Genomic DNA, 21235 nt, shown 5'->3' with positions numbered 1-21235 from the left:
ATGAAGGAAATCCGACGGGTTTTTTTCTGCTACACTATCCAGCGTGACACGGAAATTGCTCTTCACCTTCGCTGCTCTCTCGCTCGTCATCACCTCGGGAATCGGCGGATACTGGTACTACAGCGCTGATGCACGCTCGCAGACGGCAAGCGCCGCTGCCTACAAGACCGAGGCCGAGGCCGACAAATACGTCCGCTTCGACATGGAGATCTTCGATATCGTGATGGCCAATTACTGGCAGAAGGGAACCGAAGCCGATCTCGCGGAAATCTATCGCCTTGCGCTCGCTAAAGCTGCTGGAACCGCGGAAGAGAAGCTCCCAACTCCGGATCGTGCCGGTACCGCCCAGATGCTCGCCGAGGCGTTTGCACGCACACCTGAAGAGAAGAAGCGTCAGCTGGCGGTGGATACCGGTATCGTCGTCTTGGCGAATCTTGCACCACAGGGACGCAGCGGACTCCTTTCGGAGAAACAGGAACTCGCATTTCGTGATCAAGCAAATAATATCGAGCGCGAGAATGATCTCTATGCGCAGCTCGGCGTCGACAAGAGCGCGTCACCAGAACAAGTGCAGCAGGCGTACGAAACCAAGGCCGCAGAACTTGCGGCGAGCTCATCGCCGCAGGCGAAGGAGCAGCTGGCACAAGTCGAGAAGGCGAAGGAGGTGCTTGCTGATGCAGGTTCCAAGAGTATCTATGATGAGACGAAGATACTGCCCTCGGTCGTGAGCCAAGTGCTCGGCTCGAGGACGCTCTACCTCGATCTCTCGAAGGTCACTCCGGCAACACTGCAGGAATTCGTGAACACGCTTGAGAAGACGAAAGACAATCCACAGCTCACTTCGATGGTGATTGATGTGCGTGGGAACGTGGGTGGCACCTTGGATTTCGCGAAGTATCTCTTGGCGCTTTTCATCGGGCCGAATCAGTACGCGTTCGATCTCTTCCAACAGGGGGAGTTGAAGCTCGAGCGCACACCCGCGGTGCCGAAGATTCCGTCACTCAGCAATTTCAAAGAAATCGTGATCCTCACGGACGCCATGTCGCAATCGACGGCGGAACTCACGACGGCGATCTTCAAGCGCATGCGGCTGGCGACGATCGTCGGAACGAAAACGCGCGGATGGGGGACGGTCGAGAATACGTTCCCGATATCGACACAGCTCACTGATGATGAAAAATTCACCGTCCTCCTCGTGCACAGCCTCACGCTGCGTGACGACGGCGAACCGATCGAGGGTCGCGGCGTCGATCCGCATATCGATATAACGGGCGCGAACTGGAAAGCGGAAGTGCGTTCGACATTCCGCACCGCTGGCTTCGCCGATGCAGTCATCCAGGCCGTCGGTTTCAAGCAGTAATCAGCGCTCCTTGCCGTACACCGCCGTAACGTACACGTCTTTGCCTTTGATGGCGACGCCGACGCCGCTCTCAGCGAATGACGTGCCAAGGATGTTGGCGCGATGACCGGGGGAATCCATCCAGCCGGCAACGACCTGTGCTGCCATCTTTGCAGGGTCTATTTTATATCCCGACATCATGTAGATGTTCTCGCCGATCGCTCGCCAGCGATATCCTGCATTCGTGGCGCGGCACGATGAACTGCAGCCATCCGGATCTTCGTGCTCGAAATAATCATTCGCGAGCATGTCCTCGCTGTGGAGGGTGGCGATGCTGTGCAGTTTCGTATCAAAGGTGAGGGCTGGTAGGCCTTGTTCGACACGCTCTTCATTGGTGAGACGCAGGATCTCCGTTTCCATCTCCGCGATGACGTCGATTGGGGTTGTTGGCTCTGCAGCAGGTTTGGTCTCGACCACTGGTGCTGCTTCAGCAGCAACGACAGTCGTCACGGGTGCGACGACTGTGGGCTGAGGGGTTTCTGCACGAGCAGTCGCTTGTGCGGAAGTGGTGCTTACCCGCGAAGGTTTGCTATCTACCCACGTTACCGTTTCCGACTCGGACGGGGACAGGTTGGAGGGCGAGGGGGCGTGCGAACGGCGATCGATTCCCAAAGGTACGACGAAGAGCGCCAAGAAGAGAATAAACAAGAGAGGTCTCATAGCGATACATAGATGCAGGTGAGTGAGCGACTAACATATATGCATTGTCTCAGAGATGTGGGATTCGGGAAGATTGATTTTCGATGAATTCTGTCCTCTGCACAGTATTCATGAAAGCGGGCTTGCTATACTTCCCGGATGAATAAAGCGCTCACGTACGGGACGTATGGATTCCTCTTCGGGACCATCGGTCTCTATGTCGTCGCCATGCTTTCCTTGATGCATCCGATACTCGAGCTCCTCGTGAGTCCTTTGATGTATCCGGGGCGCGCACTCGGTTCTCTCATCGGTGGGGCGGATGGATCGACGGGGGAGGTAATCATCCTCACGCTCTTCAACGGACTGCTGTATGCCTTCTTGTTCGTACTCATCCGTATCATCGCCAAGCAGACGACGGGCGCGTGAAGCAGGCAGGGGTATGCCAAAAAACGCCGGCACGCGCCGGCGTCTTTCGGAAGAGGGGATCTTACTTAACCGTAAGCGTACCCTTCATGCCCATCTGGCGATGCTGACCGACCGAGCAGTAGTACTCGAAGCTGCCGGTCTTGTCGGCGACGAACTCGATCGTCTCCCGTGCGCCTCCTTGGATGACCTTGGTGCGTACATCGAACTCATCGATGACGAGATCGTGCGTACCGCTGTCGTTGACGAAGGTGATGCGGACGCGATCGCCCTTGTTGACCGTCATCGCAGCAGGTGCGAATGAGAAGTTCTTGCCGGTGACGGTGAATTCCTTCACGTTGCCGTTCTGTGTGCCCGTCGCAGGAGCAGAGGATGTCGCGGTCGACGTCGAGGTGCTGGTCGATGCCGAATGATCCATATCATCCTGATCCATATCATCCATCTGGTCGACGGTCACATTGAGATCAGTCGCGGCCGGCTGCTGCGAGATGTACCAGTAATAGCCGCCACCAAGGACGACGAGAGCTGCGAGAAGTACTGCGAAACCTTTCATATCAATAGGTTCGTGAACTTAATAAGCCTTGTGAATATACCATAGTGCCTTCATGAGGATGAAAAGGGGGTGAGGGGTACTCCGTGCTTTGCGCACGGGTGAAAGGCGGCGCTTCCTGATACGTCTCGTATCATATAAGTATGGAACCAGAGCCTACGCCTACAATACGAGGCCTGTTCGTCATGAGTCACATCAATGCGCTTGAAGCAGAGCGGGGTCGCGACGGTGTTGTCGAGCTGATGACGCGCTACGGGAAGCCGACCCGCTTCGGTATGTTCGAGAATGTTCCGGTGCGGGAAGAAGTCGCTATCATCGAGCATGTGCTCGACATCCTCGATCCGAGCGTGCCGCCGGAGCGACGTGCGTTCAGTGCAGGAAAACTGCATTTCGAGAACTTTTCCAAGACGGAACTCGGCGGACTCATCCTGCCGCTCTTCCGTTCGAACATCCGCCTTTTCTTTATGAATGCCAACCACATCGCCGGCTATGTATTCAATGGGGTGCGCTTCATTTCTGAGGAGCGAGGGAAAGGAAACATCCGTATCATTATGGAGAACAATGACTATCCCTTGGATCATTTCGCCGGATTCTTCCAAGGCGTAATGGACTACGGGCGTTTGGACGGTGAGGTGCATGCCGAAGATCTCGGCGGCAAACGGTACGCCTACGACCTGAGTTGGAAAACGGATTGACAAAATCCTTATTTCTGCTACACTACTGATATCAACCTTCTCTGTGGTTTTTGTCTTGAGAGAACTCAAGGCCGTCCCGGTGTTCAAGCAGGGGCCGAAATCTCTCGAGACGCGTTGAATTAGCCAGGGCCGCTCGCGCCCGCAACGCATCATAGAATATGCATCAGAACGATAGTCGTTCGCAGAATAGCGACGACATGGTAGGCGGTTTCCGCCTCCGATTTAACAGTACGCCTCGTCACAAGCGCCGCTCCTCCGGGGGAGGCGGTCAGCGTGGTGGTTCATACTCTCGTCCGCAAGGCGGTCGTAGCGGGAGTTCGTATGGCGGCTCGCGTCCTCAGGGCGGTTTCCGTGGCGGTTCACGCGGCGGAGGATTCCGCGGGGGTCGTCCGCAGCGCAACGCGCATCGCGGACAGGATATCCACTACTCGAAGTTCATTCGTAAGGCAGAAGCAGTAGCGCCGGAGGCTCCGTATGAGCCGAAGCACACCTTCAATGATTTCGACATCGATGCACGCCTCAAGGCGAACATCGCGAAGAAGGGTTACGTGACCCCGACTCCGATCCAAGACCAATCGGTGCCGCTTACTCTTACGGGTCGCGACATGGTCGGGCTCGCGGAGACCGGTACCGGCAAGACCGGCGCATTCCTCATCCCGCTCATCGACAAGGTCCTGAAGAATCCGGACGAGAAGGTGCTCATCATGGCGCCGACGCGTGAACTTGCCGTCCAGATCGCCGATGAATTCAAGGGCTTCGTCACGGGCCTCGGCCTTCACTCGATCGTCGCGGTCGGCGGCGCGAACATCAATTCGCAGATCCGTGATCTTCGCCGTGGAGGCCAATTCCTTATAGGAACTCCGGGCCGTCTCATGGACCTCATGGAGCGCCGTGAGCTCAATCTCACGAAGTGCGCGAACGTCGTCCTCGACGAAGCCGACCGCATGCTCGACATGGGATTCATCGACAGCATGCGCCGCATCCTCGGCAGCATGGCGCCTGAACGCCAGACGCTCTTCTTCTCGGCGACACTCTCGCCGGAGATCGAGAAGCTCATCGGTGAATTCCTCACCGATCCGCTTCGTGTCTCGGTGAAAAAGCATGAGACTTCCAAGAATGTCGATCAGGACATCGTCCGCGTCGAACCGGGCAAGTCCAAGTTCGATCATCTTGCAGATCTTCTCCGTGATCCGGAGTTTACGAAGGTGCTGGTCTTCGGCCGCACCAAACACGGCGTCGAGAAGCTCTCGAAGATCCTCAAGGATTCAGGTTTCAGTGCGGAATCCATCCACGGCAACAAGACCCACGGTCAGCGTTTGCGCGCACTCGATCTCTTCAAGAAAGAGCATGTGCAGGTGCTTGTCGCGACGGACGTCGCCGCACGTGGCCTCGACATCCCGAAGGTGACCCACGTCATCAACTTCGACCAGCCGAATTCCTACGAGGATTACGTGCACCGCATCGGTCGTACGGGCCGCGCAGGGCAGACCGGCAAGGCGCTCACGTTCATCGAATAAAATCCTCCACTTAAAAGACACAACAGCGGCCCTTGGGCCGCCGTTGTGTTGTGCACTTGCGCCTTTTTGGCCTGTTGCTAGTGTGAATGCAGCTGATACGGTTCTTTGCCGTACGGAAAGGAGGTTGCCATGCGTGCTCGGAAAACTGATTCGGCCAAGAAGAAAAGCCTGAGGAAACGGCACAAGGAACCTCACCACGCGCCTGTTATGACTGAGATCGAGCTTGCTCGGCTCGGTGGTGGACAGGTCGCGTACCTTACCACGATATCTTCCGAGGAGGCGCTTAAGAGATTTCCAGCGCTTGAAGAAGTCCCATTGGGTATCAATCTCTTCGCACTCCATGCGGCGGACGGCACGCCCATCGCACTCACTGATACGCGACAGGCTGCACTCAGTCATGCCATGGAAGGCGCGCTGGAGATCGTAAGTGTCCACTAGTAAAACGGAGCGCCGGAATTATCCCGGCGCTTCTTGTTTGTGCATCGTATCCATGGAGGTATGCTTCAGAGAGATCCGTCGGCTCGAAAGGAGGGCGTCATGATTACGGATTCAAACGTCATCGACTTCGCGAATTTCAAGCGTCCGAACTCGCTCGCGAAACTACCGGTTACGGTCCCGCGGCGATTCGTGCCGCAGAAGAAGACGTTTGCCGCATTCCTCGGCGGAATGGTGGCGGGAGGCATGATGATGCTTCTCAAAGCGAAGCTCTTCCGGAAGCGGTGATGATGGAAACGGCGGCAACAGAGCCGCCGTTTCGCTTTCTTGAAAGCCGCGGCGCAAACGCGTATCCTACGATCATGCAAAGCACTACTGATTCGCCGAACGTGATCGCATTACCACCTTTTATTTTCCTTTTCGGCCTTGTCGTCGGGTTTGTGCTCGATTGGTTCTTACCGAAGCCGTTCATCCCTGAGTCGTACGATCTGCCGCTCGGGCTCACGGTGATCGCGCTCGGCATCTTCCTCATCGCGTGGGCGGCGCAGCGCTTTGCTGATGCGAAAACCGAGATCGATGTGCGGAAGATTCCGACTGCGATCGTCACGGCGCTTCCGTATTCACTGAGCCGCAATCCGATGTATCTCGGTATGACGCTCATCCTCATTGGGTTCGCGATCTGGCTCAATTCGCTCTGGATACTGAGCATGATCGTCTTCGTGCATTTCGTCCTCCACTACGGTGTCGTTGCGCGCGAGGAGGCGTATCTCGAGAAGAAATTCGGGAAGACCTATCTTGAATATAAGAAGAAAGTACGTCGCTGGTTCTAGCTGGCGTTTTCCTGAGGGAGGAGTATCGTGAAGGTATGAAAGCACAGCTTGCCTCAGTGCTTATCGTGATCCTGCTTTTCGTCGCTGCTTTCGGACTACCGGTCCTGCTTTCGCACACCGATCATCACTTTGGTTGTCCGCTGCAGACCGCGCAGGCGGCGCTCTGCTCTGAAGCGGCTCTCGAACATCTCTCGCTGTGGCAGAGTATGTTCTCTTCCATCTTGTCGGTTTTCGTCCTGTTCATCGGCCTTGCTGTGTTTCGAGTCGGAACGCCGATGTGCGTATCTGAGACTGTCCGGCTTCGTTCATATCAATGGAACCCACGACCGACGCTCTACCAAGAGCTTGTCTCGCGCGGTATCCATAACCGCAAAGAACCGTAGCTCGGTAACGTTTCACTTAATCCGGAAACTAATCAACTTCACTATGGAAAAGAACGCACTTATTGTCGGTGTAGCCATGCTTGTTCTCGGTACCGGCATCGGATATACCCTCACACAATCCAGCGTAGGCCGTGGAGGCATGCATATGATGTCTGGTGGCTCAGAGATGCGGCAGAATATCGACCAGCACTTCATCGTACAGATGATCCCGCACCACGAGGGTGCGATCGCCATGGCAGAAATCGCGCTTGAGCGCTCGAAGCGTCCAGAGATAATCTCATTGGCGAATGGCATCATCGAAGCACAGGAGCGCGAGATCGCTGAAATGAAATCTTGGTATCAGGATTGGTTCGGCTCGGCGCCACCGCAAGGCGGGATGGGAACGGAGCACGGCATGCACATGGATGGCATGACCGGGGACAACGACGAGCTCAGAAGCGTTTCCGACGCCCAATTCGATCGTGAGTTCATAGACCAAATGATTCCGCATCACGAGATGGCTGTCATGATGGCTTCGATGTTGGAATCGAGCACAGCTCGTGATGAGATGCGCACGCTTGCTGACAACATCATCACTTCCCAGAGCCGTGAGATCGAAATGATGCGCATCTGGAGAACAAGCTGGTACGGGAACTAGGCCGTATACTCGAGCTATGAATCGTGAATACGTGCATGGGTCGAGGAGTGGTTCGGTCACGCGCACTAGTTGACCCTTCTCGAGAGAGGAGTAGGGTATGAGGGGCAGTACATCTGAAAGGAGGATGTGGCATGTTCAAGATACCCCCGGTGTCGCCGCTAGGCGACAACAGCGAATGGATGACGAAGGGTTTCATCTACGGCATGATCGGCATGATGGTCTCGTTCGGGATCATGATGCTCGCGGCCGCGCCGTTCTTCATGGCCCCGACGTCGTTCCTGTGGCTCTAGGGAGTGCGCGATGTATCACGAGGATTCGCGTAAGCCGGAGACCCCGAGCGATCTCAGCTTTCTGGCACTGATCATCGGGTTCATCATCTTGGGGCTCTTCGTGTATTACTTGCACGACGCCCTGCAATGGCTTGAGGATCAAGCGGTTGCGATGTATCGCGCTGCATACCAGATCGTCGTCAGTTGGTTCTGATGACATGTACGGCGGCCGCTTCGCGGCCGCCGTTTCTTTTTGTCCCGTTTCCCGTATGCTTCCCCTATGGAAGAAAATCCACGACCGAAAGTCGGCGTCGGTGTGATGGTATTCAAGGAGGGGAAGGTTCTCATGGGGAAGCGCGTGAGTTCGCACGGCGCGGGCGAATGGAGCTGGCCCGGCGGACACATGGAGTATATGGAATCGTTCGAAGAATGCGCGAAACGCGAAGTCAGGGAAGAAGCCGGGATCGAGATCGAGAACGTCCGCTTCCTCCGTCTCCTCAATCTGAAAGATTATGCGCCAAAGCACTACGTCGACATCGGGCTCATTGCCGACTGGAAGAATGGCGACCCGAAGGTGATGGAGCCAGAGAAGATGGAAGGATGGCAGTGGTGTGACATCGAAAACATCCCGACGCCGCACTTCTCTGCGCTCCCGACCTATTTCGAAGCGTTGAAAACCGGCAGGAATTTCTGGGATTCCTGAACCCCTAATCGGGTCATTTGTATACAAATGACCCGATTAGCCAAAGTGAAAAGTTTGATTTTTGACGGTTTTAGGTTAGTATTGTCGAACCAAGGGCCTCTCGCCCTCTTTTTTATGGAAATCCGCAACATCGCCATCATCGCCCACGTCGACCACGGGAAGACGACCCTTACCGATGCCATCCTGAAGCAGACCGGGGCAGCGGAGGAGGGGGTTTCCATGGACTCCAATAAGCTCGAACAGGAGCGCGGCATCACCATCTACGCCAAGAATGCCTCGGTGGAATACAAGGGTACCAAGATCAACATCGTTGACACGCCGGGCCACGCTGACTTCGGTTCCGAGGTCGAACGCGTGCTCCGCTCCATCGACAGCGTCCTTCTCGTCGTCGATGCGCAGGAAGGCCCGATGCCGCAGACGCGATTCGTCTTGAAGAAGTCGCTCGAGCTCGGCCTCAAGCCGATCGTCGTCCTCAATAAGATCGACAAGCCGGCCGCAGATCCGGCTCGCGCAGAAGATCAGGTCTTGGAACTCTTCTTGGAGCTCGGCGCATCCGATGAGCAGGCAGAGTTTCCGGTCATGTATGCCATCGGCCGCGAAGGTGTCGCGATGCGCAAACTCGATGATGAACGCAAGGATCTCACGCCGCTCCTCGACATGATCCTTGAGAAGGTTCCGGTAGCCTCCAATGCGTCTGCTGATTCCGCACTTCGCGCACAGCCGTTCAACCTCGCGTACGACAACTTCCTCGGCCGCCTCGCGGTCTGCCGCGTGTACGAAGGTACTTTGAAGACCGGCGGCAGCATCTTCGTAAAGAAGCCTACAGGAGAGACCCGCAGCGGCAAGATCACTAAGATGTTCACGTTCACGGGCCTCAAGCGTGTCGAAGCGACGGAAGTCGGACCGGGAGACATCTGCATCATCGCGGGCGTGCCTGATATCGAAATCGGCGAGACCGTCACGACTGATGCCAACGTCGAGACGCTTCCGGCAATCGCCGTCGATCAGCCGACGATTACACTCAGCTTCCTCGTCAACAATTCTCCGTTCGGCGGACGCGAAGGTAAGTACGTCACTTCGCGCCAGCTTCGTGATCGCCTTGAGAAGGAGCTCGAGATCAACGTCGGTCTCAAAGTCGACTTCCAGTCGCCGGATAATTTCCAGGTCTCTGGTCGCGGCGAACTCCATATCGCGATCCTCCTTGAGAACATGCGCCGTGAAGGTTTCGAGATGCAGGTCTCACAGCCGCAGGTCATCGTGAAGGAAGAGGAGGGCGTCAAGAAAGAGCCGTTCGAAGAAGTCGTCGTCGATATCCCGTCTGAATACCAAGGCGCCGTCATCGAAAAGCTCGGTACTCGTGGTTTCCAGATGACCAACATGCTCGTCCACGAAGCGACGGTGCGTCTCATCTTCGAAGGTCCGACCCGTGGTCTTCTCGGTTACCGCAACCAGTTCATCATCGATACGAAGGGTGAGGGTATCATCGCGGCACGCGTCATCGGCTTCCGTCCGTTCGCGGGAGAGATCCGTCGCCGTGCACAGGGCTCGATGGTTTCCATGGCGACCGGAAAAGCCTTGGGCTTCTCGCTCTGGAATCTCCAGGATCGCGGCCGTCTTTTCATCACGCCGGGAACCGAAGTGTACGAAGGCCAGGTCATCGGCGATACCTCCAAGGGCGACGAAATGTACGTGAATCCGACGAAGGGGAAGAACCTCACGAACGTGCGTTCGTCCGGTACCGACGATGCCATCAATCTCGTCCCGGCATACGAGCTCTCCATCGAGCGCGGATTGGAGCTCATGCAGAAGGATGAATACCTCGAAGTCACTCCTGAGAGCGTACGTCTGCGAAAGATCTATCTCACCGAAAGCGCAGCAGCAAAGGCAAAGCGCGAAGGAAACTAGAAAACGCCCCGCAAGGGGCGTTTTCGCTTAACGATTCTTTCATCCGACTTTGGTTGTATTGAGAACGTTAGTCGTTAAAACTTGCCTTATGAAGCAGACCACCATCGGAGTATTCGAAGAACGTGCCGACGCTGAAAAGGCGATCGACACCGTCTACAAGCAACTTAATATCCCTGCAGATGACATCTCGTTCCTCTACCGCAGTACGGAAGGGGAGGTGCGTGAAGTGCGTACGGATGCGCTCATCGAGAAACAGCAAGGTTCTCTCACTGCCAACGTCTCCGTCGGCGCGCTCACCGGCGCCGTCCTCGGTTCCGTCGTCGGCGTGACGACCGTCTTGGGCCTTACGCCATTCCTGAGCAGCCTTATCGCCATCGGTCCCATGGCGGATTTCCTCGCGCTTGCCGGGATCAGCGGCAATCTCGCGATCATCATCGGTACCGCGATCATGGGTACGGTGCTCGGCGTCTTGGTCGGCGCGCTTTCCGAACTCGCACTCGCGGGACGACGCATGCGCCTCTACAGCGGGGAAGCAGAACCGAAGAACGTCGTAGTGGCCGTCATCGCACCGGAAAAGACCGACGTCCTCTCGCTCTTCCGCAATCTCGGTGCCTTCGATGCCCGGGTCTACCGATTGTCCATCTAGCTCTGTAGCGCGGCAGCATACCTTCCGGTATGCTGCCGCGTATGACACTTCCGCTCGCGGTCATCTGGTCAGCCGTCATCGCGCTGTTCGCGCTCGGCGGCGCGTGGTATGTCCGCGCCTTCAACCGCTCTGATGCGATCCTTGCATTCTATGTGACGCTCGCGGTCGCGTCTTCCATCTTCGCTTCGAAGACGATTTCTTTCGATTTCGGATTCGCGGAATTCTTCGCGCCGGGTGCGGTTCTTATATTCTCGGTCACGTTTCTTCTTACCGACATCATCAACGAGAAGTTCGGTAAAAAAGAGGTATATCGCATGATCCTTCTGGGACTTCTTGCACAGGTAGCATTCCTTGTCTTTTCGTATCTCGTACTCAACGCAGCGGCCGCACCGTTCTTCACGAATCAGGCCGCGTTCGAGGCGGTTTTCGGCATGGTGCCTCGTATCGTGCTCGCAGGCCTTCTCGCATTCCTCGTGAGCGAGCTCTTGGATGCGAATCTGTACCAATGGCTACGCACCCTCACCGGTGGTAAACATCTCTGGATGCGCAATGTGTTCTCATCGCTCCCGGCGATGGCGATCGATAGTGTGGTTTTCGTTTCCTTCGCATTCTGGGGTGTGATGCCGCTTCTTCCGCTCGTCATCGGGCTCACGGTGACCAAGTGGCTCGTGGGTATCGTGGATATCCCGTTCATGTACGCGGCACGTGCGATCATGCGCCGCTAATATGCGCACGATCACGGTAAACGACCGGATGCAGAAAAAGTACCGCTACACCCTCACGGCGCCGATGGGGAAGCAGTTCGATAAGCGCTTCAAGCCCGATCTCACGCCGAAACAGATGCTCGCGCTGGGAATCTTCGGCGGTAAATACATGACCGATTGCACGAAGGAATTCCCGAAGGATTGGTTTACGAAGGCGAAGCTTTCGCCGGAAGGGTACGACCGAAGCAAGAACTTCTTCAAAGTGAAAGCATCGCAGTCGCTTAAAGAATGGCAGCGCAAAGGCTGGATCTATGCGGATGATCCGCGCGGCTGGTTCCAATGGTACTGCCGCTACTACCTGGGTCGTCGATTGCCGAAAGAGGATGCACGGCAGATACAGCGATGGATCAACATCCGCCGTCACATCGGCCAGCTCGTGCGCGCATGCCAACCAGGGGACATCTCATGCCGACCGGTGCAGCGCCAGGCGCTTCTGCATTGGGCGTACGATAGTCGCAAACTGTAATGCACATGCGGGGAGTGCGGTGAGCGAGGAATCACGCGACAATACGATGATGCTCAAGCGGTTCTTCTACGTCAGCCTTCTCATGTTCATCGTGCCGACGGTGACGACCGCGCACACACGCTGGTTTGCACACGAAGAACTGCTTCCGTACAAAGCATCAGAACCGACAGGCCTCTATCTCGGTGCGTGGACGATCATCGTAGCTGCAACGGTCGGCATCGGGTACTGGCTTGAACGGCGAGGGTATCTCTCGCTGAGATTCCTGCAACCACGCGCAGTGCACTCGTTTGATCGTGCAGCATCGGCGTTCACGATGATGGCGGGCGCGTTCCTCATGATCGCCGGGACCCATGGGTTCCTGTTCTCGCCGAATCTCGCGATAGATCTCGGGATCGCGCCGCTCTTCGTCTATCTGCAATTCCTCATCGGCCTCGCATTCCTCCTCGGTATCTATGCGCGTCTCGCCGCCATCCTGCTCGCGGCGCTTTGGTTCATCGGCATTCCGGTCATCGGCGTCATCCCGATGATCGAGGATGTCTGGATACTCTCGACTGCCGCGTTCGTATTCATCATGGGGAACGACTACTTCAGCCTCGTCTCGTTCCGCGCCGTGGCGCCTCTTGCGCATACATATCGCTCGTATGCATTGCCGCTCCTGCGTCTCGGCACGGGGGCGACCCTTTTCATTCTGGGCTTTACGGAAAAAATCCTGCATCCGGAATTCGGTCTCAATTTCCTCCGCCAGTACGATTGGAATTTCATGGCCTTGGCAGGGCTCCCGTATTCCGACTATCTCTTCACGCTTTCCGCCGGTGCGGTGGAGTCGCTCTTCGGGCTCATCTTCATTCTCGGCATCATGACGCGCCTCAATGCGCTCGTCGTCGCGACGATATTCAGCATCCCGATATTCCTCTTGGGACCGATCGAACTCACCGGACACTTGCCGCATTTCGCTGCGATCATCCTCATACTCCTCTTCGGCGCAGGGAATCATTTCAGGCTCGTACAGTCAGCAAAAAGACGCTAGAATCCCGTGATGTCAGTCTTGCGTGTCCGTGATCTGAAGAAACGCTATGGCGAGAAGGAAGCCGTTACCGGCATCTCGTTCTCGGTCGCCAAGGGGGAGATCGTGGGACTCCTCGGTCCGAATGGGGCGGGTAAGACGACCACGATCAGCATGATCCTCGGAATCTTGGAGCCGAGCGAAGGCTCGATCACCATCGGCGGTCACGATGTCCAGCGAGATCGCACGAATGCGCTTAAAGTCACGAATTTCGCCGCAGTCTATGCGCAGCTCCCCGGCAATCTCACGGTGCGACAGAATCTCAATGTCTTCGGGCGTATCTACGAGGTCGAGCATCTGAGCGACCGCATCGAAGCGGTGATGCGTGAGTTGGATCTCAAAAAATTCGAGCACACGAAAGCAGGCGTCCTTTCCTCGGGTGAGCAGACGCGCGTCACGCTCGCGAAGGCATTCCTTAACGAGCCGCAGCTGCTTCTTCTGGATGAACCGACGGCCTCGCTCGATCCGTCGTCGGCGCAGCTCGTGCGCGAGAAGATCCGCGAGTACGCCGCGAAAGGCGGAACGGTCCTGTGGACCTCGCACAACATGCATGAGGTCACCGATGTGTGCGACCGCGTGCTCTTCGTCTCGCATGGAAACATCCTCTTGGAAGGGAATCCGCGTGAGTTACCGGCGCAGCGCGGCAAGAAGAATCTCGAGGAATTATTCATCACCGTCGCGCGCGAGCCGCTTTCTCTTTCCGACTGATATGAGCTGGACCCGCATCTTCGCCATCGTACTGCGTCAGTACTACCTCACGAGGGATAATCCGACGCGCACACTCCAGATCTTCCTCTGGCCGTTCCTCGACATCGTGCTCTGGGGGTTCATCAGTAAATACCTGAACGAAGTATCTCCGGGAGGCGATCTCATTCCGGTCCTTCTCGGCGCCATCATCCTCTGGGATTTCCTCTCCCGCGTCATGACGGGTGTGACTATGACGTTCTTCGAGGATGTGTGGTCGCGCAACTTCCTCAATATGTTCGCTTCACCGCTTTCCATCCGTGAATACGTCTCTGGCATGGTGGTCTCGACGGTGGGGACGAGCGCGATCGGATTCATCGGCATGCTGATCGCCGGCGGATTCCTGTTCGGATTCACGATCACCTCGTACGGACTCCTTTCGCTCCCGTTCCTCCTTGTTCTATTCCTCTCAGGTGTGGCGCTCGGCATCTTCGGCGTCGCATTGGTTTTGCGTTTCGGTCCATCGGCGGAGTGGTTCATCTGGCCGCTGCCGGCCATCGTCGCGCCATTCGTCGGCGTCTTCTATCCGATCGAAACGCTGCCGCACTGGATGCAGCTCATCGGTAAAGCGCTCCCGCCGACGTATGTGTTCGACGGTGTCCGTGCGGTCGTTGCGGGGAAGGGGATCGAATCGGGCGCGCTCGTCATCGGCTCTATTCTCGGCGTCTTTTATATCGCGCTCTCATACGCATTCTTCGTGAGCGTCTACCGACGCGCAGTGCGCACCGGCCTCATCGCGCGCTACAGTGCGGAGACGGTCGCGTAGTTGACGTTCCTCAATATACATTGTATTTTACTTGCTGCTGCAGATGCAGCGAAACAGCCAAAGGAGTTCTTTAATGCTGTTCTCGAAGAAGGGAGTCGAGTTGCTCGAGAAATATGGCGGGCATCATGCCGCTGATTTCTATCGTCGTAACTACGACTCCGGCGACACCTCCGACCAGTCGAAACGCTATCTGAAGGAGATGGTCGCCCTTGCGCTCGTCCAGATGGCTCCCGAACGCTTCGTGCAGGTGCTCACCCGGCTCGGTGACGCCGAAGCCGCACTCAAGGCGTTTTTCGTCTTCGGCGATGCCGACACGCCGACGATCGGGGCGACGCGGGCCGGCCGGATGACGTTGCTCAAAAGCGGGCTGCGGCACCCGTCGCTTGATCGCGAGTCGTTCTCGCGTACGTGGGAGCTTCTGCGCAGTGTCGGGGCCACGTTCCCGCACGAAGCACGAGAGCGTTGGAAGCGACGACGGCTCCGTCGCTATAACGATGCGTATCGCGAGATGCTCATCAGGCTGATCCTCAGCTCCGACGACAAGGCTCTCATCAGGCATGTCCGCGAGATGGCGTCATTGTTCACGGAAGATGAGCGTGCGCTGCTGCGCGGCGGCCTGCGAGCCGTGAAAGCGGCATGACATACCCCCGAGCGAGAAATCGCTCGGGGTTTTCTTATGTTCCAGCCGGTGGTAGCATGCAGATATGTTGGAGAAGAAGCTCTATCGCAGTACTTCGAACAAGCTCCTTGCGGGCGTCTGCGGCGGCATCGCCGAGTATTTCAATATCGACGCGACGCTCCTGCGCCTCTTCTGGATGCTCATCGTCATCTTCACGGGCATCTTCCCGGGAGTGATCGCGTACATCCTTGCGATCGTCATCATGCCGCTGCCGCCGCACGCACCTGCTCATGCAACCAAGGCTGAGCATCACGACACCACCGAGTCCCAGCACCACCCGGATGCCGAATAGCGGGAAAAGCATACGCGTCAAAGTCCGTGCCGGTGCACGGAAGGAATCGTTCGAGCTGAAACCGACGCAGTTCGAGATAGCAGTCAAAGAGCCGGCAGAAGAGAACCGTGCGAATGATCGCGTGCGCGAGCTTCTTGCGCGGCATTTCGGCGTCGCCGTCCAGAAGGTGCGGCTCGAAGCCGGAGTGCGATCGCCGAACAAACGATTCCGGATCGTCGCGTGATCTGCCCGATTTGGCGTAGGTATTCTTATCTCTCACGGCAATCCTTGCTACACTTGTCGCTATGGATACCGAGCTCGCGCAAAAGCTTCAGCAGCAGGAAGCAAAGATCGAAGAGATCAGGGAAGCAGTGCTCGCCACGCGTCGCTATATGCAGATCATGTTCTGGGTGACCATCGTGTTACTCGTGTTGCCGCTCTTCGGCCTCATCTATGCCGTGCCGAAAGCAATGAGCTCGTATACGAGCATGATCGAAGCCGGAGATTTACAAGTCCTTCAAGATTTATAAAACCACCATGCTACGTTTCATCTTCGGTCTCTTGATCCTTATCATCATCGGCGTCGGGTTTTATCTCTACAGTGCGCCGCCCGCGGGCGGGCACGAACCGCTCGCGAGCACCCCTAAGAACGCGACCTACGAGATCCAGGAAAAGCAGGTGACGCTCACCGACGGTAACTCCATCGTGGAGGACACGCCGACATCCAAGACGATCACGGCATATTTCGGCAACGAAGCGAAGGGTGATCTCGACGGTGATGGCGACGAAGACAGCGCATTCATCCTTATCCAGAACGGCGGGGGAAGCGGCACGTTCGTGTACGTCGTTGCGGCACTCAAGGATGGTGAAGGGTATCGCGGCACCAACGGCATACTTCTCGGGGATCGCGTGGCGCCACAGTCCACCGAGATCCAGGACGGAAAAGTGATCGTCAACTACGCTGATCGCAAACCAGATGAACCGATGGCGGTACAGCCTTCCGTGGGAATAACGCTTCGCGCGAAGATCGAGGGCGGCCGTTTGGTGGTAGAATAATCGTATGGCAGACGCGCGAACCGCAGCGCTCGCTTTCCTCAAGGAGCATCAGGCCGGAGTGCTTTCTACGGTCACATCGGACGACAAGCCGCATGGCAGCGCGATCTACTACGTGGCAGATGACGCGTTCAATATCTTTTTTGTCACCCTCAAGACAAGCAGGAAATTCGCGAACCTGCAGGAACATCCTGCGGTCGCATTCACGGTAGGGCGCCAGGATGTTCCGCAGACCATCCAGATCGAGGGTGTCGCGAGCGCGCTGCAGCATCCGGAGGAGATCGGCGCACATGGGATGGATCTCATGAAAGCCCTCACGTCGAACAGCCGGTATTACGCACCCATCACGAAGCTCGATAATGATGCGACGGCGATCATCTGGATCCAACCGAAGTCGGTCCGTTGGGCGGATTACACGACGAATGCATCGGGAACCGAGAACGTGATCATCGATATCCCGCTGACGGTATGAGCGATAAGCATCACGGCATACTCTCGATATTGGCCGCCATCCTCGTCCTCGGGAGCGCCATGATCGATCCTTCGGTCTCCATCGTGATAGCGACCGCCGCGCTCGGACTCCTCGGCGGCTACCAGATATTCAAGAAGTGATTATGAAGCGTGAATTCACTGCAGACGAAGCGCGAACCATCGGGGAGGGTATCGGTATCGATTGGACCGTCGTCGACCTCGAACAGTTCCGCCTCGGCCTTGCCGTCGAGCTCGAGCACGGAGCGCGCGACCCGCAGACGAACGTGACGGACGATGATCTTACGACAACCGGCAAGATCGCTCTGGCCCATCTGAAGGAATTGCCCGATTACTACACGCGTCTGGCGGAGATGGAAGGAGAGGAATGATATGGCTACGCTCGTCGTGTACGAGAGTAAATACGGATCGACGAAACAGTATGCGGAATGGGTCGCCGCTGAAATCGGTGCGGAATTGAAGCATGTCTCCGATATAGCGGTGACCGATCTCGCGCGTTTTGATCGCGTCATCATCGGCGGCTATCTGCATATGGGGAAGATCGTCGGCGTGAAATTCCTCCTCGATGAATGGAACGTGCTGCGGAACAAGGAGGTGATCCTTTTTACCGTCTCGGGAGCCGGTCCGGGACCGGCGGAGGAGAAGTTCTATACCGATAATGTCCCTGCGGATATCCGCGAGAAGATCGTCCATTTCGGCCTTCTCGGCAGGGCGATGGATCTCGATCTCAAGGATCGTTTCCTGGTCGCCGTCCCGCAGACGATGCTCTATCTGAGATACCTTTTCAATCGGACACCGGAGAACAAGGCGGCCTACGAAGGGTTCAAGCCGTTCGACGGCGTGAAGAAACAGAATCTTGAACCGCTTCTCGCGTACGTGCGCGGGTAAGCCGGTTGCGTGCGTCACGTTCATTACAGGCGTCCTCGAGTGCTATAGTGGGTGCATTATGAGTTCATGTATTCGCTATGGCAACGAAAAAGCAGAGCGCGGCCGCGAAGAAGAACATCAAGAAAGCGCAGGCTGCATGGAGAGGGATGACGAAACGGCAGCGCACGCTCGCGCAGCCGCAAGGGAGGGCCCGCAAGAAACCCAGTTCGACCGGAGGGGGAAAATTCTATCGGATCGTGGTGCGGGATAAGAATGACTTCACGAGTTTCCGTGTGCAGGATGTGGGAGAGAAGGGTGGACTTGAGCGGTTAACCGGACGACGATCCAGCGGCTCATGGGACACGGTCTCGTGGCTCATTTCCAAGGAAGATGCTCACGTAAAGAACGGGCATCTCATCATCACCGATAAGAAAGCACGTTCTGTCCTCAAAAGCCTGAGCGGTCACATATACCATGTGAAGGGCGATATTTTCCGCGCACACCCGGCAAGGAACGTGCCGGAAGCAGCGAAGCCGACTCCCGCCATGCGAAGGGCGCAGAAGGCGAATATCAAAAAAGCACAGGCGGCACGGCGCGCGTAAAAAGAAAACCCCAGGATCACGGGGGAGGTGATCCTGGGGCAGCACGGCTCGCGTTTTGGCGGGGAGGGAAACCCGTCGCGAAGCCGTCGTTACTATAACATAGGTTTTTTACTACTGCAAGCTCAGCCAGTTTTCATCTTACATCCGTACACTTAGGCAAATGCGCATCGCGCAGATATCCCCGATCGTCGAGCGGGTACCTCCCAAGAAATACGGGGGGACCGAACGCATGGTCCATGCCCTCACGGAGGAGTTGGTGAAGCGTGGACATGAGGTGACCCTGTTCGCGAGCGGGGATTCGCTCACATCAGCCAAGCTTGAAAGCGTCTATCCCCGCGGGATCCGCGAGGCGAAGATGAAAGATATCTATGGACTGAATCCGTGGACGCTTCTTAACCTCGGTCTCGCCTACGAACTGCAGGATGAGTTCGATATCATCCACGATCATCTCGCGCCGGTAAGCCTTCCTATCGCGAATCTTGCGACCACTCCGGTCGTCATGACGATGCATGGGGCATTCAATGCAGAAACGAAAAAGCTTTTCCAAACGCTGCATGGGCCGCATATCGTAACCATCTCCGAGGCGCAGATGTACAGCCTGCCGAGTCTCAATCATGCGGGGACCGTCTACAACGGCTTGCCGATGGATGATTATCCGTTCGGAGAAGAAATGGGGGAGTATCTCCTCTATGTCGGCCGCATCTCGCAGGAGAAGGGTGTGCACTTCGCGATCGAGGTCGCGCAGCAATTGGATCTACCGCTCATCATTGCCGCAAAGGTGGATCCGCAGGATCAGCTGTATTTCAAGGAATATATCGAGCCGCGCCTGAGCGATCGCATCCAGTGGATCGGAGAGGTGAATGAGGAAGAGCGCAACAAGCTCATGATGAACGCACGCTGCTTCCTGCATCCGGTCACCTGGCGGGAGCCGTTCGGACTCACGCTGATCGAAGCCATGGCGACGGGGTGCCCGGTCGTGGCCTTTGATAAAGGCTCGATCCCGGAAATCATCGATACGGGGGTGACCGGATTCGTCGTGCAGGATCTCGACACGATGATCGAGGCGGTCGAGAATATCGGCAATATCGATCGTGCGGTCTGTCGAGAGAGGGCGCTCACGAATTTCAGCGCCACAAAGATGGCCGACGGCTACGAAGCGGTGTATATGAAGGTTCTCGAAGAGCACGCATAACGAAACCGCCCCGTTTGCGGGGCGGTTTGCGTTGCAATCTAGCGACCGAGTCGGACACCGAGTCGCGCGCTGATGTCGGAGAGGATGCGATCCGATGTGTGCGAATCGTTTCCACCCCATCGGTTCCCATCATCCTTCCGGTTGTTGCTGTAGCCGTCGTGGCCATCGTTGCCGTCCTTCCCATCACGACCATCGTTTTCGTTGGAATTCCAGTCATTCTTTCCGTGCTTCCATTCGTGGTCATTCTGGTTGTCCCAGTCATGGTTATTGTTCTTCTGATGATCAGAATCCTTCCAATCGTAGTCATGGTGATCATCCTTCGAATCATTCCAGGAGTGGGAATTGTTATCCCATGAACCAGATCGATCCTTCTCCCATCGATCCCATTCCTTGTTGTTCCAGTCATGCCTGCCGTCGTGATTGTCATCGCTCCAGTCATTGCAGCTGTCCTTCCAGGAACCATCATGATCCTTGTACCAGTCGTTCTTTCCGTCACGGTCATCGTCCTTCCAGCCGTGATCATTGGAATCCCAGCCGTGATCATCTGATCCATTCCAGCCGCCATGACCATTATCGTCATTGCGCTGACCTTCCGGAAGATCCGCGCGGATCAGTCCTTCAGGGCGTGCCTGTGAGTGCACGTTCACATAGATCTTGCCGTCATTGATAACGCGGGCAAGGTCCTGAACATTGTCGATGTCATAGCCGATCTCCGACTGGCAGTTCGCGTCATCGATATCGGTATCATCGATCGAGCCGCTGACGAGCTGGCCATCCACGTCAGTGCCGTTCGAGTCTTCGAACAGCGTCACGACGGGAGGACCGTTCTCGCCCGGCTCCGCGCAATGGAGGTGGGCGGCGGTGATTTCATCTCCGTCGTAGACATCAAGCCGACTGGTCATGTCGGAGCCGTCTTTGTCGAAGTCGAGCCAGTATCGTCCCGTGGTATCGGTATTGACCGAAGGTACCTCCTTCGACCCCGAGAGCTGCACATCGATATTCCGTGCCTCGTCACGATTCTCCCAGTCCTGGTCGTTGGTATCCGCGTAGGCGGTGGTAGCGCCCAAGGCAAGGATCGCCGCGGTGAGGATCCCGAGTGCGAGGAATATATCCTTATAATCTTCTGAATAGTGTTTCGAATGCATATCGTCGTAATGCGCCATTTGGGCGCTTAGATGCTAGTAATGCGCGACGTACGTACTCTAGATTGATGAGATTAGACTGCCGTGAATGCGTGCGCGCTCCGGG

Annotated in this window: 33 protein-coding genes; 30 read left to right on the top strand and 3 right to left on the bottom strand. The window is 56.5% G+C overall.

The genetic code is table 11. The features are described from left to right. The first annotated feature begins 43 nt into the window (after positions 1-43). Positions 44-1360: a DnaJ domain-containing protein gene (locus JNK62_00875; protein MBL8158077.1), complete on the top strand. Its 1317-nt coding sequence runs from the start codon at positions 44-46 to the stop codon at positions 1358-1360. Here the strand turns inward: JNK62_00875 and JNK62_00870 are convergent, their stop codons facing one another. After that, positions 1361-2059, bottom strand: coding sequence for a CAP domain-containing protein (locus tag JNK62_00870; GenBank protein ID MBL8158076.1), 699 nt, complete (start codon positions 2057-2059; stop codon positions 1361-1363). Between the two features lie 138 nt (positions 2060-2197). Between JNK62_00870 and JNK62_00865 the strand changes: the two genes are divergently transcribed. Next, positions 2198-2464: a hypothetical protein gene (locus JNK62_00865; protein MBL8158075.1), complete on the top strand. Its 267-nt coding sequence runs from the start codon at positions 2198-2200 to the stop codon at positions 2462-2464. 61 nt (positions 2465-2525) lie between these two features. Here JNK62_00865 and JNK62_00860 read toward each other — a convergent pair whose 3' ends face one another. Continuing rightward, positions 2526-3014 (bottom strand): cupredoxin domain-containing protein, encoded by a 489-nt coding sequence (locus JNK62_00860; GenBank protein ID MBL8158074.1) that lies wholly within the window; start codon positions 3012-3014, stop codon positions 2526-2528. Between the two features lie 140 nt (positions 3015-3154). On the opposite strand from JNK62_00860, the gene JNK62_00855 reads away from it, so the two are divergent. From JNK62_00855 to JNK62_00720, 28 genes are all read left to right on the top strand, one after another. Further along, positions 3155-3706, top strand: a complete 552-nt coding sequence (locus JNK62_00855; GenBank protein MBL8158073.1) for a DUF2378 family protein — start codon at positions 3155-3157, stop codon at positions 3704-3706. A gap of 158 nt (positions 3707-3864) precedes the next feature. Further along, complete coding sequence (locus JNK62_00850) at positions 3865-5223, top strand: DEAD/DEAH box helicase (protein ID MBL8158072.1); 1359 nt, start codon at positions 3865-3867, stop codon at positions 5221-5223. A gap of 207 nt (positions 5224-5430) precedes the next feature. After that, positions 5431-5661, top strand: a complete 231-nt coding sequence (locus JNK62_00845) for a DUF1150 domain-containing protein (protein MBL8158071.1) — start codon at positions 5431-5433, stop codon at positions 5659-5661. 99 nt (positions 5662-5760) lie between these two features. Next, positions 5761-5946 (top strand): hypothetical protein, encoded by a 186-nt coding sequence (locus JNK62_00840; GenBank protein MBL8158070.1) that lies wholly within the window; start codon positions 5761-5763, stop codon positions 5944-5946. 74 nt (positions 5947-6020) lie between these two features. Beyond that, the gene (locus JNK62_00835; protein MBL8158069.1) at positions 6021-6488 is read left to right on the top strand and encodes an isoprenylcysteine carboxylmethyltransferase family protein; all 468 of its coding nucleotides are present in this window, start codon (positions 6021-6023) and stop codon (positions 6486-6488) included. A gap of 35 nt (positions 6489-6523) precedes the next feature. After that, positions 6524-6871, top strand: a complete 348-nt coding sequence (locus tag JNK62_00830) for a hypothetical protein (protein ID MBL8158068.1) — start codon at positions 6524-6526, stop codon at positions 6869-6871. A 76-nt stretch (positions 6872-6947) separates the two neighbouring features. Further along, positions 6948-7508 carry a DUF305 domain-containing protein gene (locus tag JNK62_00825; protein ID MBL8158067.1) on the top strand — a complete coding sequence of 187 codons (561 nt, stop codon included), beginning with the start codon at positions 6948-6950 and terminating at the stop codon, positions 7506-7508. A 131-nt stretch (positions 7509-7639) separates the two neighbouring features. Further along, positions 7640-7798: a hypothetical protein gene (locus JNK62_00820; protein ID MBL8158066.1), complete on the top strand. Its 159-nt coding sequence runs from the start codon at positions 7640-7642 to the stop codon at positions 7796-7798. A 10-nt stretch (positions 7799-7808) separates the two neighbouring features. Then, positions 7809-7991: a hypothetical protein gene (locus JNK62_00815; GenBank protein ID MBL8158065.1), complete on the top strand. Its 183-nt coding sequence runs from the start codon at positions 7809-7811 to the stop codon at positions 7989-7991. A gap of 66 nt (positions 7992-8057) precedes the next feature. After that, a complete protein-coding gene (locus tag JNK62_00810; GenBank protein ID MBL8158064.1) occupies positions 8058-8480 on the top strand; it encodes an NUDIX domain-containing protein in 423 nt (140 codons plus the stop codon). A 114-nt stretch (positions 8481-8594) separates the two neighbouring features. Continuing rightward, entirely contained in the window at positions 8595-10385 is a 1791-nt protein-coding gene (gene typA, locus JNK62_00805; protein MBL8158063.1) for a translational GTPase TypA, read from the top strand. An 88-nt stretch (positions 10386-10473) separates the two neighbouring features. Then, positions 10474-11031, top strand: a complete 558-nt coding sequence (locus tag JNK62_00800) for a hypothetical protein (protein MBL8158062.1) — start codon at positions 10474-10476, stop codon at positions 11029-11031. A 41-nt stretch (positions 11032-11072) separates the two neighbouring features. Then, positions 11073-11756, top strand: a complete 684-nt coding sequence (locus JNK62_00795) for a queuosine precursor transporter (GenBank protein MBL8158061.1) — start codon at positions 11073-11075, stop codon at positions 11754-11756. A 1-nt stretch (position 11757) separates the two neighbouring features. Beyond that, positions 11758-12261, top strand: a complete 504-nt coding sequence (locus tag JNK62_00790; GenBank protein ID MBL8158060.1) for a hypothetical protein — start codon at positions 11758-11760, stop codon at positions 12259-12261. Positions 12262-12280: 19 nt separating this feature from the next. Beyond that, positions 12281-13288: a DoxX family membrane protein gene (locus JNK62_00785; protein ID MBL8158059.1), complete on the top strand. Its 1008-nt coding sequence runs from the start codon at positions 12281-12283 to the stop codon at positions 13286-13288. Between the two features lie 9 nt (positions 13289-13297). Next, positions 13298-14032 (top strand): heme ABC exporter ATP-binding protein CcmA, encoded by a 735-nt coding sequence (gene ccmA / locus JNK62_00780; GenBank protein ID MBL8158058.1) that lies wholly within the window; start codon positions 13298-13300, stop codon positions 14030-14032. Position 14033: 1 nt separating this feature from the next. Further along, positions 14034-14834, top strand: a complete 801-nt coding sequence (locus JNK62_00775; protein ID MBL8158057.1) for an ABC transporter permease — start codon at positions 14034-14036, stop codon at positions 14832-14834. Positions 14835-14907: 73 nt separating this feature from the next. After that, positions 14908-15474 carry a hypothetical protein gene (locus JNK62_00770; protein ID MBL8158056.1) on the top strand — a complete coding sequence of 189 codons (567 nt, stop codon included), beginning with the start codon at positions 14908-14910 and terminating at the stop codon, positions 15472-15474. Positions 15475-15541: 67 nt separating this feature from the next. Beyond that, complete coding sequence (locus JNK62_00765) at positions 15542-15805, top strand: PspC domain-containing protein (protein MBL8158055.1); 264 nt, start codon at positions 15542-15544, stop codon at positions 15803-15805. Beyond that, positions 15795-16028 carry a DUF167 domain-containing protein gene (locus JNK62_00760; protein MBL8158054.1) on the top strand — a complete coding sequence of 78 codons (234 nt, stop codon included), beginning with the start codon at positions 15795-15797 and terminating at the stop codon, positions 16026-16028. The genes JNK62_00765 and JNK62_00760 overlap by 11 nt, the downstream gene beginning before the upstream one ends. A 61-nt stretch (positions 16029-16089) precedes the next feature. Then, positions 16090-16314 carry a hypothetical protein gene (locus JNK62_00755; GenBank protein MBL8158053.1) on the top strand — a complete coding sequence of 75 codons (225 nt, stop codon included), beginning with the start codon at positions 16090-16092 and terminating at the stop codon, positions 16312-16314. A gap of 7 nt (positions 16315-16321) precedes the next feature. Then, the gene (locus JNK62_00750; protein ID MBL8158052.1) at positions 16322-16840 is read left to right on the top strand and encodes a hypothetical protein; all 519 of its coding nucleotides are present in this window, start codon (positions 16322-16324) and stop codon (positions 16838-16840) included. Positions 16841-16844: 4 nt separating this feature from the next. Continuing rightward, positions 16845-17309 (top strand): pyridoxamine 5'-phosphate oxidase family protein, encoded by a 465-nt coding sequence (locus JNK62_00745; protein ID MBL8158051.1) that lies wholly within the window; start codon positions 16845-16847, stop codon positions 17307-17309. Next, on the top strand, positions 17306-17449 hold the full coding sequence (locus JNK62_00740; GenBank protein MBL8158050.1) for a hypothetical protein: 144 nt from the start codon (positions 17306-17308) through the stop codon (positions 17447-17449). Before JNK62_00745 ends, JNK62_00740 begins: the two co-directional genes overlap by 4 nt. Next, a complete protein-coding gene (locus JNK62_00735) occupies positions 17446-17697 on the top strand; it encodes a hypothetical protein (GenBank protein MBL8158049.1) in 252 nt (83 codons plus the stop codon). Before JNK62_00740 ends, JNK62_00735 begins: the two co-directional genes overlap by 4 nt. Position 17698: 1 nt before the next feature. After that, complete coding sequence (locus tag JNK62_00730) at positions 17699-18214, top strand: hypothetical protein (GenBank protein MBL8158048.1); 516 nt, start codon at positions 17699-17701, stop codon at positions 18212-18214. Between the two features lie 77 nt (positions 18215-18291). Further along, a complete protein-coding gene (locus JNK62_00725; protein MBL8158047.1) occupies positions 18292-18795 on the top strand; it encodes a hypothetical protein in 504 nt (167 codons plus the stop codon). 160 nt (positions 18796-18955) lie between these two features. Next, a complete protein-coding gene (locus tag JNK62_00720; GenBank protein MBL8158046.1) occupies positions 18956-19987 on the top strand; it encodes a glycosyltransferase family 4 protein in 1032 nt (343 codons plus the stop codon). 38 nt (positions 19988-20025) lie between these two features. On the opposite strand, the gene JNK62_00715 is transcribed toward JNK62_00720, so the two are convergent. Continuing rightward, on the bottom strand, positions 20026-21150 hold the full coding sequence (locus tag JNK62_00715; GenBank protein ID MBL8158045.1) for a CHRD domain-containing protein: 1125 nt from the start codon (positions 21148-21150) through the stop codon (positions 20026-20028). Positions 21151-21235 lie beyond the last annotated feature (85 nt).

The sequence above is a fragment of the bacterium genome, from assembly GCA_016789445.1.
In the GTDB taxonomy this organism is placed as follows: domain Bacteria; phylum Patescibacteriota; class Minisyncoccia; order Phycocordibacterales; family UBA2100; genus UBA10103.
Note: the sequence above shows the minus strand (reverse complement) of the source record. Positions and strands in the feature narration are given on the sequence as shown.